This window comes from Aquibacillus albus (assembly GCF_016908325.1).
In the GTDB taxonomy this organism is placed as follows: domain Bacteria; phylum Bacillota; class Bacilli; order Bacillales; family Amphibacillaceae; genus Aquibacillus_A; species Aquibacillus_A albus.
Genome location: NZ_JAFBDR010000006.1, coordinates 113,532 through 127,790, shown reverse-complemented (window position 1 = coordinate 127,790; position 14,259 = coordinate 113,532). Strand labels below are relative to the sequence as shown.

The following is a 14,259-nucleotide window of genomic DNA, read 5'->3' as shown; positions in this document are numbered from 1 at the left end:
CCGATGGCAATAGCAAAAACAACTTCTAAATCAAAATACTTTTTATATCACATTATTGTCGGTGGTTTTGCTATTTTGTTGCTCTATCCGGTAGTTTGGTTAATTTTTAGTTCATTTAAAGAAAGTGCAGATATTTTTGTAACTGCTGAGACTTTAATCCCAAATCCATTTACATTTGAAAATTATCCTCAAGGATGGGAAGGATTTGGTGGCTATACCTTTGCTACGTTTATTAAAAACACAATGATTTTCGTAGCATTAATGCTCGTTGGACACCTAGTTTCGTGTTCTTTAATTGCTTTTGGCTTCGCTAGGCTGAAATTTTTTGGACGCGGTTTTTGGTTTACAATTATGCTTGTAACGTTAATGCTTCCTTTTGAAGTAGTGATGATTCCACAGTACATTATATTCGCAAAGCTTGGCTGGTTAAACTCACTTAAGCCACTAGTGGTACCAGGATTTTTTGGGCATCCATTCTTCATTTTCCTGTTGGTACAATTTATTCGTACGATTCCGAGGGAGTTAGATGAGGCAGCCACAATTGATGGTGCTAATACATTTAAAATTTATTATAAGATAATTCTACCATTAATTACACCAGCGCTAGCGACAACTGCAATATTTACCTTTTATTGGACGTGGGATAATTTACTTGGACCTGTTTTATACCTCAATAGCCCTAGTAAATATACCGTGTCTATGGCACTCAATATGTTTTTAAGTAATGAAACTGTGTCTAATTATGGGGCAATGTTTGCGATGTCTGTTGTTACGTTAATTCCAGTATTTGTATTATTCTTCTTTTTCCAACGCTATGTTGTCGAAGGAATTAGTACAAGTGGGTTAAAAGGATAGAGTGAAAGAGCAATTGGGGGACTGTCGTGAGGAAATTACTGTTTCAGTGGGAAAGGAAACGTAATGGCCTCACCATCAGATCCTTTATCATTCCACTTGAATTGGAGGGAGTAAAATGAATGCAGTACATAGATTTTTTGAATGGGTAGCAAAACTGGCTTATATTAATCTATTATGGATTGGATTTTCTATATTAGGGTTATTCATTGTTGGATTATTTCCTGCAACATGTTCACTATTCACAATCACTCGTAAATGGTTAAACGGAGAAACGGATTTACCGATATTTAAAACCTTTTGGAGAACATACAGACAAGAAATCGTAAAAAGCAATTTGCTTGGATATGTGATTGCTATCATTGGTTATATTTTTTATTTAGATTACTTGTTTTTAACCATGCAATCAAATTCAATGGCCGCCTTATTAACGATTCCATTACTGATTATTTCTCTCATTTCACTAGCTACGGCATTTTATGTGTTCCCGATTTTCGTTCATTACGAAATGAAATTTTTGCAAATTTTTAAAAGTGCTTTCTTCATTATGTTAATGAATCCGTTCCCTACATTGGTTATGTTTCTTGGTACAGCAGGAATCGGCTTTATATTATTACAGTTCCAAGGTTTGTTGTTATTTTTTAGCGGCAGTGTTTTAGCTATTGTAATAACGATGCCTGCTCAACGTGCATTTAAAAAGGTGAATGATAAGTATGAGGTAATAATGACTGATAGTGCGAATGCGTCCATATAAAAAAACAAGAAGATTATAATATGCTTCTTCTTGTTTTTTTATTTATAAAATAAAAGTTGCCCCTGTGTATAAAAGAGTTGTGATACCTGCTGCAATCAGTGCCGGTTTCAGTTTGAATCGAGCATAATCGATTACTGTCAGTCCGAGTATTTTTGCAATCGTATTGGTATCATCGCTTAATGGGGAGGCAAGAGCTCCGAATGAACCACTTGCGAATACAGCTCCAATAACGAGTGGTAAAGATATATCAGCAGCACTTGATACAGAGATTCCAAGTGGCATTAGAATTCCCCACGTTCCCCAAGCGGATCCGATAAAAAAAGAAATGACTGAACCAAATACAAACAGCAATGGTGTGATAAACATAGCTGGAATCCAGTCTGTATATGCTGTGACAAATGTAGAGAATCCAAGGTCATCTGTTACAGATGAAAGGCCCCAAACAATCGATAACAAAACTATCACAGACATTAATTCATTCCCGCCTGTAATAAAGGCATGAACAATTTCATTTAACTTGAAACGCTGAACAAGAAAAAACGCAATCGATAACAATACAGTGATTAATAATGCGACAACCATTGCCTCTAATACATCTGCTTCTATAAATGCCTCGAGAAATTGGTAGCCTTGCGTGTAACCATCCCACCATGTCAAAAATAGCGTTAATAAAATAACACAAACGATGGGAAGGATGAGATTCCACGGTTTTTCTGGTAAATCCTTGGAAACAGCGGGGTGACAGTCGTGCCAATCATCCTCTTGATCCTCTTCTGTTTGTTTCTCATCAATATCGGTAGGCCCTCCTGAATGCGATGGGTGAAAAAAGCTTAAATAAATACCAAGAATAATAATAACAAAAGCAAAAAAGTTAAAAGGGATACTTTGTAAAAATAATGTATAAGGATCTGCATCAATCGCATTCGTTTTCGTGGAAATTTGAATAACAGATACCATATAACCAACAAAGGCTGTGGCAACAGGAATAAGGACAATAACTGGTGTTGCTGTTGTTTCAATAATAAATCCTAATTCTTTGGTTGACATCTTCACTTTCTTCAAGAGTGCCTTCATGATTGGTGCTATTGTTACAAAACGAAAGGTAGGTGCACTAAAGGTACCGATTGTTGAAACATAAGTGAGCATTAATGCTTGTTTTTTTGTCGTTATTTTTTCAGCAGCAGTTTCCACAAACCCTTTTACTCCACCTGTCATTTTGATTATTCCAATCAACCCAGAAAAGGCATAAAGGAATACAATAATTTTAATATTATTTTCATCAATTAATGCTTGCACTACATAGTTTAACATTTCTTGTATCCCGCCAATAATAGAAGGGGAGATAAGATAGGATCCAACTAATAATCCTGCCAACAGACCTGGCAGAACTTGCTTAGTTATGATCGCAATCGGAATAACGACTAAAAATGGTATGATTGAAGTCCATGTTGCGTCCATTTGATTCACCTGTCCTATGTGTTAATCATTTTTACTATAAGAGGATGTTCAAAAAGTCCGGGAAAAATCGCTTTGAATTTCTTCGTTGTCTCGCTACTCCGTTCCTCATGTATTCATAATCATATACTCCGGTACTTTTAGCTTTTTCGCCTCGAAATTCTTTGCGCTTTTTGTCCTCCTTTTAAACACGTACTATAACTTAACTTGTACTTTTTACTTAAATTCATACAGTTTCATCATAGGAATAAAGTTTTCTGAATATATTTCCACTATACTTTTACTTTTTAAAGTGTTAAATTAAAAACAGTTTTTTCATTATTCAAATCCAAAGAATAAGTGAGGAACAAAATGATGAAACTATTAAGTAAATGGTTAATTCTGACCTTAATGATTAATTATTTTTTTGCTATTCCTATAGATGCTGAAAAAATAAACAAGCCAAACAGCTTGTTAACTGAATCTGTTATTTTAATGGATTCGAAAAGTGGACAAGTTCTTTACGAAAAGAATCCTAACAAGAAGATGTACCCTGCAAGTATAACCAAAGTGGCTACCGCTATTTATGCGCTTGAAAAGGGGAAGTTAAATGATATCGTAACAGTTAGTAAACGAGCGCGGCAGGTAGATGGTACTCGAGTTTATTTAGAAGAAGGAGAAAAAGTAACACTGCTGAAATTAATTCAAGGATTACTCATAAACTCCGGTAATGATGCAGGAGTGGCAATTGCAGAACATTTAGATGGTAGTGTAGAAAGATTTTCAGATAGTTTGAACAAATATCTGAAAGCTGAGGTTGGATTGGAGCATACTCATTTTAAAAATCCTCATGGTCTCTTCCATCCTGAGCATGTAACAACTGCGACTGATATAGCAAAATTAATGCAATATTCGATGAATAATGAGAAGTTTCAAAGTATAATTGCAACAAAGGAGTTAGAATGGATTGGTGATGCTTGGGAAACAACCATCTATAATCACCATAAAATGTTAGGAGAAATCCCATATGAGGGTGTAATCGGTGGTAAGAATGGATATGTGAGCAAATCAGGTCACACATTAGTGACTACTGCAGAGCGAAGTGGGTTATCGTTGATCGCGGTTACTTTAAATGGGTCTTATCCAATGGATACTTATATGGACACGATAGATTTATTCGATTATGGCTTTGAAAGGTTTGAATCAGTTAAAATTGAAAAGGGAACAGAATATGAAGATGAGTTAGGTACGGTTTATTCAGTATCAGAGGATTTTTATTTTACAAAGTACAAAGACCAAGATGCTACAGTTGAATGGGTGGATGGATCTCTTAGTGTTCTTATTGGTGATGCACCTCTTAACACAACGATCCCTGTGATGAAAGTTGTAAATGAGGTGGAAGCCATTGAAGAGGAAGCCGTCGTTTCTCCCTCTGAAAATGCGCAGGAAAATGGACAGGAACCAGATCATCTGGTAAAGGCAAAAGAAAAGGATCCTGCGAATTGGCCGATGTTTATCGTACTGTTCGTCATAGCAGCAGGTGTAGTTCTATTTGCGGTTAAAAAAGCAAGACAAAAAGATAATGTAGAATGGTAACCGTTTAAAGGTGGGGCAGCTTAGCACATAAGCTGCCCCACCTTTAATGTTAGCATGTTCACTTTAGCCTGATAGATTAGACACCTGCTGGATAAGTTATCGACCTTGATTGTACAGCATCTGTATATCGTTTTAATGTTTCTAGACCTATAGAAGCACGCTTTACTTTTTCCTTTGCCTGTCCGATTGAAACGGGCTCCAAATGCTGACCAGATGGATAAATATTTGCTGCATTTCTTAAACCAAATTTCAAATAAACTGGCGAAGCAATTCGAACGATCTCTGGTATATCATAATATCGAATAAAACCACCAAGATTATCTGGAGACTCAATATATAAATCTAGTGGAGCAGAAACCACTTGCCTAAAGGCTGCAATTTTAGGCAAGGTTAAATCTCCGGGGATATTAATAGTTGTTCCTCCTAGCTCATGCATCAGCTTCGCAGTTATAGGATTTGGTGGACTCATTAGTGCTGACACTTTAATTACTAAATCGTTTGGTAGATCACCACTCTGTTTCGCTTGTTTAATAAGCCAGAGCAAGCCTTCATCTGCTACCAGTATACTACGGATACCTAATTCAACTGCTCGAAAGACATCTTCTAGTGCATAACTCAGTTGATCCATGCCGGAATGTCTCCAACCAAGTAAGCCAGCACTTGGACTATGTGCACTACCTCCGACATCAAAGCTCATCCTTGGTCCGATAAATAAGCAAACTTCCATATTTTCATCTTTACCCATTTGAACCATGTCACCAATATCACTATCAGTAAGTAACATAATACCGCTTCCTTGAGATACACGATTAACTGTTACACCGAATTTGTTTGCTTCCTTAATCACCTGTTCCATTGTAGCAGGGCCTTCTACTGAAGGAATTTCAATACGGAAGTTTCCTCCATCATCAAATGTGTGCGTGGATGTTTTTAAATCATATCCGTCTTGTGTTGGCAACTCTAGCTTTTTTAAAAATGATTGTGCTTTGTTCATGCAAATCCCACCTTTAACCTATTTTTATTAAAAATGAAAACCTTTTCATTTTTTTAACTAATTAATGTTTAAATCCTCCAATAGATCTAAAATATGTGCTTTCATTAACCTTCTTGCTTGAGAAGGGTTTTTATCATAAATAGCTTTAGCTATTAACACGTGGTAATTAACGGCTTTTTCATTTTGACTTTTTATTTTCATAGAGTGACGTCTGCTTTCGTATAAAAGATCATCTATCATCATGATCATATTTAATAGGATTTCATTTTTTGCTGCTTTTGCTATCGTATGGTGGAACTCAATATCCTCATGTAGAAAATCCTTTCCATTGATAAATTTTTTTTGCATGATTCGTGCATATTTTAGTATTTGCTTTGCTTCTTCCTCTGTGCCTTGTTCTGCTACTAAAGCAGCTAATTCTGGTTCAATAATGAGCCGGGCATTTGTTAATTGTTCAATCGAAGACTTTTCCAAAAAATCTAGTTTTTCTTCCGGTTTCTCGCCTAGCTGTTGTTCAACGAAAGTGCCTCTGCCTTGTTCTACGCGCAAAATCTTTTGTTGACTTAGAATTCGTATTGCTTCTCTAACAGAGGAGATGCCAACGTCCAATTGATCAGCTAATTCTTGAACTGTCGGAATTTTTTCTCCTGGTTTCCAAACACCTTTTCGAATGTTATTTTCTATTTCATCATAAACAACCTGATAAATAAGCTTCTTTTTCATAGATGCTTCTCCTAAAAGATAAATTTTAAAATTTTAAAAAATTCGAATTATTTGTTTACATTTTATCTTAATTATCATATGATTTCAATATAATTAAAAATACATCTGATGAATTTGAGCGAAAATTTTTTATAGGGAAATGTAAACGCTTCACTATACGTTGGAGGTGGTTGATTCTTAATTAAAGGCGTTCCATTTCTATTTTTCTTCAAAATAATAATGAGGGGTGAAAAGAATGAGAATTACTGATGTTAACACGTATATCGCAGGTAATGGTTGGAAGAACTGGGTTTTTGTTCAGGTTGATACGGATGAAGGAATTCATGGGATTGGCGAGGCTACACTAAACGGGTTTGGAAAGACTGTTGAGGCAGCAATACATGAACTAAAGCCATATGTTATTGGAAAGAACCCGTTTGATGTAGAAAAACACTCACTAAGCATGTTTCGTGATGTGTTTTCTGATGGTGGTCAGATTCAAGGTGCAGCACTTTCTGGAATTGAATTTGCTTGTTGGGATATTATGGGGAAAGCTTTAAATCAGCCTGTTTATCGTTTGTTAGGCGGTAAGTGTCATGAAAGCTTACGAGTTTATGCAAATGGCTGGTACACCAGTGGGGAAAGAACACCGGAGAATTTTTATGAAATGGCGAAAAAGGTTGTTGATAAGGGGTACACGGCCTTAAAATTTGATCCGTTTGGCTCTGCTTGGAAAGCTGTAGATCGAAAAGATTTTTCTTTGGCACTTGAATTAATTGGAGCAGTTAGAGAAGCAGTTGGTCCTGATGTAGATGTCTTAGTAGAAGGACATAATCGCTTCAGTGTTCATACTGCTCTACGATTTGCTGAGGAAATGGCCAAATACGATCCAACATGGTTTGAAGCACCAGTACCACCGCAAAGTGTTTCGTCGATGATTGAAGTAGCAAAGCGTAGTCCAGTACCGATTGCATGTGGTGAGGATTATTACTGTAAAGAGCAGTTTGCTGAATTATTATCCCATAACCAAGTGCACATCATCCAGTTAGAGCCACAATTTATGGGGCTTACTGCAGCAAAACAAGTAGCGGGTATGGTTAATGCCTTTAATGGTGTCATTGCTCCTCATAGTGCGCAAGGTCCTTTATGCTCCATCGTATGTGCTCATTTAAATACTGCTACACCTAATTTCTTTATTCATGAAATTTTTGATGACTTTAATGAACCATGGACGAAGGATATCTTAACAAATACGTTAGAAATTAAAGATGGTTATATTGAAGTAAGTGACAAACCTGGTTGGGGTACTGATTTGAATTTAGAAGAAATCAGTAAGCACCCATATAAGCGTGAGAATTTCCTACCGTTGTTTAGAGATGGCTGGGAAAGAAGGGAACCAGTTAAGAACTTTTCCTAACCAATTAAATTTCCTACCAGTTATTTGTTAATACAAAACAGCTGAAGAAACGCTTAAATAAGCTGTAGAAGCAATAGCAAATAACAATTAAAAATTGGAAGGCCTGAAGCCTCGGTGAGGTTTCAGGCCTTTTATTAATGTGTTCTATTCAATGAGTTTTGAACACGCACTTATAATAGAACAGTTATCCATTATAAATTTTTCGATTTTACTAAAAACGCTTAAGCTATTTCTCTAGTTAAAAAATTAGTGGTAGGTAGAAGTAAATAGCAACAATCTTTAGAAAAGTGATTTTCGAACTACACACAGAAAAAATGATATGAAAATGGTACTGGTACAATAGTTTTACAAAGTCCGTTTCCACTGATTTTTAAAGGGTTTGTTCTGTTTTTTATATATTAATAGTAACACCTCTCCTGTTATAATCAGTTGCACGAAGGGAGGGAAATATAGTAGTTCGTCGTTACTCCAACAAAAATGAAAACGTTTACTATAAACGACGTTTAACCCCTTTAAATAATCAAAAAGTGGTTAGTCATTTTGTCCATCAAGAAAAAAGAACATCGCGACATAATTTAGGAGAGGAGCGGATGTTTTGAAGAAAAAGAATGGTTCACTAGCAAAGAAAATGTTTTGTAGTCTTTCAGCGTTGACTTTACTTATTTCAGGTTCTGTTAGTGCAACGGCCAGTGAAAAGGGACAGAAGCCAGAGAATCAACCTTCAAATATAGAAGGTGTTCAACTGGAATATTTGGACAGAGGGTTGGTGGCTGCTTCTACGAGTTCAGGGGTATTTCTAAGTTGGAGGTTATTAGCGAACGAAGTAACAGGTTATTCGGATAATGGATTAACAGGTGCTAATTTTAACGTATATCGTAATGGAAAAAAGGTTGCAACAGTAGAGGAAAGCACGAATTATTTAGATGAAGATGGAACGGCGGATTCTAACTATTCTGTTCGTGTTGTTGTCAACGGAGAAGAATTAGGAGAAAGTGTATCTGTTACACCATGGGCAGAGAATTATTATGATTTACCGTTAAAGAAACCAGAGGATGGTGTGACTCCAGCTGGTGAAACCTATACTTATCATGCGAATGACATGAGTGTTGGTGATGTAAATGGCGATGGCCAATATGAATTCGTTGTAAAATGGGAGCCCTCAAATGCAAAGGATGTATCACAAGTGGGTTATACAGGCAATACGTATATTGACACATATACATTAGACGGATCACTACTACATCGTATCGACTTAGGTGTTAATATCCGATCTGGAGCACACTACACACAGTTCCTTGTTTATGATTTTGACGGAAATGGCAAATCGGAATTAATGTTCAAAACAGCTCCTGGAACAAAAATCATAAAATATAATGAGGATGGAGAAATTGCATCAGAAGAATACATTACGATGTCACAGGAAGATGTTGAGGCTGGTTATAGTCATCATGATGATTATCGAATGAGTAGTAATGATTATTATGAACATATTGTAGAATTATTTATGAATTGGCATGAGCAGGAAGAAGTAGTTAATGGAGAATGGCCTCAGACGTTAGAAGAAAGCTTTGGTATTGAAAAACAATACACCTATCCACTCTCAAGAGATGATGCAGAAAGTTTAGCCGATTATTTTATGGATGAGTATGCTCCTAGTAGAAGTGGACGTAACAATCTTCGGGATTTTGAAGGCTTTATTTTAGAGGGGCCTGAATATCTCACTGTATTTGATGGTGAAACAGGCGATGAATTAAAAACGATCGATTATAAACCAGGACGTTCAGATGATGGTTTACGCTGGGGAGATTATGCGATGTCAAGAATCGAACCAGGAAACAGGGTTGACCGTTTCCTTTCAGGTGTTGCATACCTAGATGGTAAAAATCCTTATGCTGTTTTTGCTCGAGGCTATTATACGAGAACCACTTTAGTATCTTATAGCTGGGATGGTGAAAACCTTGATGAACATTGGTATGTGGATAGTGGCTGGACGCCAATGAGTAATCCGTTTAACGATGGTCCTCATGGCGTAGACGGAACAGATGAGGAGTTTGGTTCCATTACCACACAAGGTTTCCATTCACTGAGTGCGGCAGATGTCGATGGTGATGGAAAACAGGAGATCGTGTACGGTGCAGCTACAATTGATCACGATGGTTCTTTATTGTATAGCTCTAAGGATGAGATGCCAGAAGAGGGTGCCGCAGAAGGGGTTGCACGACTAGGTCATGGGGATGCCATGCATGTCACCGATATAGATCCGAACCGACCTGGATTAGAGATATTTACGGTTCATGAAGGTGGTCCTTGGGCACCGTATGGTTTCGCGTTGCGGGATGGTAAAACAGGAGAAGTACTTTATGGTGAGTATTCAGGAAGAGATACTGGTCGTGGAATGATTGGTGATGTTCTCCCTGATGAGCCAGGACTTGAGACTTGGGCAGTTGGTTTATGGACGGCAGATGGTGAACAAATTAGTGATAACTGGCGTGAAGCCCCAGGTACAAACATGAGTATTAAATGGTCCGCAGATATGACGACGCAAATTATTAACGGTTCAAGAGAACAAACACCGACAATCGATGACTGGCAAAAAGGTACGATACTAACTGCTAACGGTACGAGAACGAACAATTGGACAAAGGGAAATCCAGACTTAGTGGCAGATGTATTTGGAGACTGGAGAGAAGAAATGCTTGTGAGAACAGTTGATAGTTCGGCGATACGAATTTACCTTAGTACGGAGGTAACAGACCGTAAACTTTATACTTTAATGCATGACCCACAATATCGTGTAGAGGTTGCAAGACAGAATACGAGTTACAACCAACCATCCTATACAAGCTTTTATTTTGCATCTGATATAGATTGGACAGATGTACCGGTTCCAAATCTGTGGACACCAATTTATCATTCAAAATTACAGCAACTAATGGATGACTATCAAGCATCTGGGGAATTAACTGGTCCATTAGTGCAGCAGCTAACAAATACGTATAACCAGGCCGTTCATCATTATAATAAAGGTTCTGTTAATCAAGCAGTGAAGTTTTTAGAAAAATATGTATTTCATATTCATAAAAAATCAATGCAAAAGTATATTTCTGACAGAGCAAAACAGTCATTAGTTAAACGTGCACAATTGTTAATTAATCAATTGGACAGATAATATAGCGTTGGATAGATTAATGTAATATAACAAGAAAAGTTCTGAAAAAAATTGCAGAACTTTTCTTGTTATTAAAAGTGAAAGCGCTGCAAAAATGCATAGAAAATAAAAGGAGGTAAGACAAGGTGTCTAAAAATGTATCTAGGTTTATGATTGTACTTTTGTTTTTTTCATTATTTGCACATCTACCAAGTAATGCCAATCAGCCTGTTCTAGCAACAGAAACAGAGACGGCTAATTCCTTTTTATTTGATTTTGGTTCCGGATCTAGCCCAGTTGCTGAAGGGTATACTCAAGTTACGAATGCAACAAAATACAACAGTGAAAGAGGCTATGGAATTAGCAAGGATGAAATTGCTTATCGTGATCGAGGAAATCCAGATGATATGCGAAGAGACTTTATCATTGATGGTGATTTTTCCTTTTTAGTGGATGTTCCAAATGGTGAATATTATGTCAACATTATTGCAGGTGATGATATCGCCTTTAATCGGACTGGTATCGCTATTGAAGGGGAAGACAAAGGATCTATTTCTTCTGGTGCAGGAAATTATGCAGAATACACAGAGGTTGTTGCTGTAAACGATGGGCAATTAACCATTGATCTTAGTGAAAATGGTCGTATTAATGGCATTGAAATTGCAGCTATGTTGAAGTCTCCTGAGCTATACTTAGAAAATATCGAAACTACTCCTGAAAGTTCGGTAACGTTTAGCTGGGATACTGTTGATGGCGCGGATCGTTATTATATTTATAAAAAGCAAAGGAATAGCGATGATTTTGTCAAAATGGATAGCACAGAAACTACTAAATTTACTGATGAAGATGTAGAGCTAGGTTTATCCTATAGCTACGCAGTATCTGCTGTTAACAGTGTTGGGATTGAATCAAACAAAAGTCCATCATTAGATGTAACAGTAGCAGACGAATCTATTCAATCTCCAGATGTTCCTTCTAATTTAGGTCTTAAAAGTGTCACTGAAGATGAAGTTTCGCTAGAATGGGAAGCTACTGACAATACAGTTAGTTACTACATTTATCGGTCTTCAAATAAAGATGGAGCTTTTCAAAAAATAGCAACATCAGAAAACCCAAATTACACAGACGATTCAATCGTAACAAGTAAACATTTTTATTATAAAGTATTTTCCGTAAATGAGGGTGGACTCTCGGAAGCACCTGCACCAATTAAGACTCCAATTACGGTGGAAAAGCTTCGTTATATGGAAAAGTTGGATCGTGGCTTAGTTGCGGTTAAAACCGAAGAAGGAATTTATGTCGGTTGGCGTATGCTCGGTACAGACCCAGACAGTATCAGCTTTGATGTAATTCGTGATGGAGAAAAGATTAATGAGCGTCCAATTACTTCCAGCACAAATTTCTTTGATCAAGATGGTAAGGCGGATTCTACTTATCAAGTTCGCGTGTTAAGTGGAGATGAGCCAAAGCTTACTGAGGCTGTTGAGGTTTGGAACGAGAAGTACTTAGATATACCACTTCAAAAACCAGAAGGTGGTACGATTAATGGCGAGGAATTTACTTACCGTGCTAATGACGCTAGTGTTGCTGATCTTGATGGTGACGGTCAATACGAAATTGTTCTTCAATGGGATCCATCTAATTCACAGGATAACTCTCGTCCTGGGTTTACAGGAAACACGTATATCGATGCATATGAATTAGATGGAACACACTTATGGCGTATCGATTTAGGGGTGAATATCCGATCTGGTGCTCACTATACACAATTTTTAGTTTATGACTTTGATGGCAATGGTAAAGCTGAAGTAGCATTTAAAACAGCAGATGGAACGATAGATGGTAAAGGGAATGTTATAGGGAATGCAGATGCAGATTATCGAAATTCTAGTGGCTATGTGTTAGATGGACCTGAGTATTTAACTATTTTCAATGGTGAAACAGGTGAAGCGATTGACACTGTTAATTATGAGCCACCACGTGGAAATGTTAATGACTGGGGCGATGGTTATGGAAACCGTGTTGACCGATTCCTTGCTGGAGTTGCATATTTAGACGGAGAAAATCCAAGCCTTGTGATGGCTCGTGGATATTATACAAGAACTGTATTAGTTGCCTATGATTTTCAAGGTGGGGAGTTAGTAAAAAGATGGAAGTTTGACAGTGACGAACCTGGAAATAAGAGTTTTGCAGGTCAGGGATTCCATAGTTTAAGTATCAATGATGTAGATAATGATGGAAAAGATGAAATTGTTTACGGAAATGCTGTTATGGATGATGACGGTACGGCTATGTACACAACTGGATTAGGGCATGGAGATGCGATGCATGTGAGTGACTTTGATCCGAATCGGCCTGGAATGGAAGTCTTTACTGTACAAGAAAGTAGTAATGCAAAGTTCGGAATTTCTTTGAGAGATGCTGAAACTGGTAAGAATATTTGGGGCGTCTATACTGGTCAAGACACAGGACGTGGATTAATAGCTGATATTGACCCTAGATACCCTGGTGCAGAGGCATGGGCTATTGATGGAGCATGGAATAGCCAAAATGGCGGCATATATACCACAACTGGAGAAAAAATTTCTTCAAGTATACCACCTGCAAACTTTGCGATATGGTGGGACGGTGATCTTTTGCGTGAAGCGTTAGACCATGATTGGAATCAAGATAAAGGAGTAGGTGTTGGCACAATAGGTAAGTGGGATTATGAAAACAACGAAATGGTGAATCTGCTAACTGCAGAAGGTACTTATTCCAACAACTACACAAAAGGAAATCCTAGCTTACAAGCCGATATCTTAGGTGATTGGAGAGAAGAAGTAATTTGGCGAACAGAGGATAGTAGTGCTTTAAGAATCTATACAACTACTGAAGTAACTGATCACCGTATTTACACACTTATGCATGATCCAGAATATAGATTAGGCATTGCATGGCAAAACATTGGTTATAATCAGCCGCCACATACAAGCTATTTCTTAGGACATGATATGGAGAATGCGCCGATTCCAACAGTTTATACGGGAAAAATGAACACCGCTGATGTAGAATTGACACCGCATACATTAAATTTAAAATCAAAAGGTGGAAAGAATTCGTTACAAGCTAAAATCACCTTAACGTCCTTAGCAGAAGTGGATACTAGTAACATAAGAATAAAGGTGAATGGTCAAACAATTTTTGCAACGGATGCAAATCAACAAGGAAAGGTACTCACAGCAAAATTTGATAGACAACAAGTAAATGAAGCATTTAAAGGAATAAATGGTGATATTGAGGTTGAAGTAATTGGTTATTTAAAAGATGGGAATGCGTTTCTTGGAAGGGATTCTATCCGAGTCATTCATTAAAAAATAATT

At 37.2% G+C, this 14,259-nt stretch carries 9 protein-coding genes; 6 read left to right on the top strand and 3 right to left on the bottom strand.

Annotation, left to right across the window (positions count from 1 at the left end; genetic code table 11):
- Window positions 1-3: 3 nt before the first annotated feature.
- Window positions 4-855 (top strand): carbohydrate ABC transporter permease, encoded by an 852-nt coding sequence (locus JOC48_RS07320; RefSeq protein WP_204498423.1) that lies wholly within the window; start codon window positions 4-6, stop codon window positions 853-855.
- 115 nt (window positions 856-970) lie between these two features.
- Window positions 971-1,606 carry a YesL family protein gene (locus JOC48_RS07315; RefSeq protein WP_204498422.1) on the top strand — a complete coding sequence of 212 codons (636 nt, stop codon included), beginning with the start codon at window positions 971-973 and terminating at the stop codon, window positions 1,604-1,606.
- A gap of 42 nt (window positions 1,607-1,648) precedes the next feature.
- Here JOC48_RS07315 and JOC48_RS07310 read toward each other — a convergent pair whose 3' ends face one another.
- Window positions 1,649-3,064: a Na+/H+ antiporter NhaC family protein gene (locus tag JOC48_RS07310; protein ID WP_204498421.1), complete on the bottom strand. Its 1,416-nt coding sequence runs from the start codon at window positions 3,062-3,064 to the stop codon at window positions 1,649-1,651.
- 348 nt (window positions 3,065-3,412) lie between these two features.
- Between JOC48_RS07310 and JOC48_RS07305 the strand changes: the two genes are divergently transcribed.
- Window positions 3,413-4,636, top strand: a complete 1,224-nt coding sequence (locus tag JOC48_RS07305; protein WP_239584242.1) for a D-alanyl-D-alanine carboxypeptidase family protein — start codon at window positions 3,413-3,415, stop codon at window positions 4,634-4,636.
- Window positions 4,637-4,712: 76 nt separating this feature from the next.
- On the opposite strand, the gene JOC48_RS07300 is transcribed toward JOC48_RS07305, so the two are convergent.
- Together JOC48_RS07300 and JOC48_RS07295 are read right to left on the bottom strand one after the other, a co-directional pair.
- Entirely contained in the window at window positions 4,713-5,630 is a 918-nt protein-coding gene (locus JOC48_RS07300; protein ID WP_239584241.1) for a U32 family peptidase, read from the bottom strand.
- A 57-nt stretch (window positions 5,631-5,687) separates the two neighbouring features.
- Window positions 5,688-6,353 carry a FadR/GntR family transcriptional regulator gene (locus tag JOC48_RS07295; RefSeq protein WP_204498420.1) on the bottom strand — a complete coding sequence of 222 codons (666 nt, stop codon included), beginning with the start codon at window positions 6,351-6,353 and terminating at the stop codon, window positions 5,688-5,690.
- Window positions 6,354-6,588: 235 nt separating this feature from the next.
- On the opposite strand from JOC48_RS07295, the gene JOC48_RS07290 reads away from it, so the two are divergent.
- From JOC48_RS07290 to JOC48_RS07280, 3 genes are all read left to right on the top strand, one after another.
- On the top strand, window positions 6,589-7,749 hold the full coding sequence (locus tag JOC48_RS07290; protein WP_204498419.1) for a mandelate racemase/muconate lactonizing enzyme family protein: 1,161 nt from the start codon (window positions 6,589-6,591) through the stop codon (window positions 7,747-7,749).
- Between the two features lie 595 nt (window positions 7,750-8,344).
- Window positions 8,345-10,918, top strand: a complete 2,574-nt coding sequence (locus JOC48_RS07285; RefSeq protein ID WP_420829211.1) for a rhamnogalacturonan lyase — start codon at window positions 8,345-8,347, stop codon at window positions 10,916-10,918.
- A gap of 125 nt (window positions 10,919-11,043) precedes the next feature.
- Window positions 11,044-14,250 (top strand): rhamnogalacturonan lyase, encoded by a 3,207-nt coding sequence (locus tag JOC48_RS07280; protein ID WP_338024242.1) that lies wholly within the window; start codon window positions 11,044-11,046, stop codon window positions 14,248-14,250.
- Window positions 14,251-14,259: the final 9 nt, after the last annotated feature.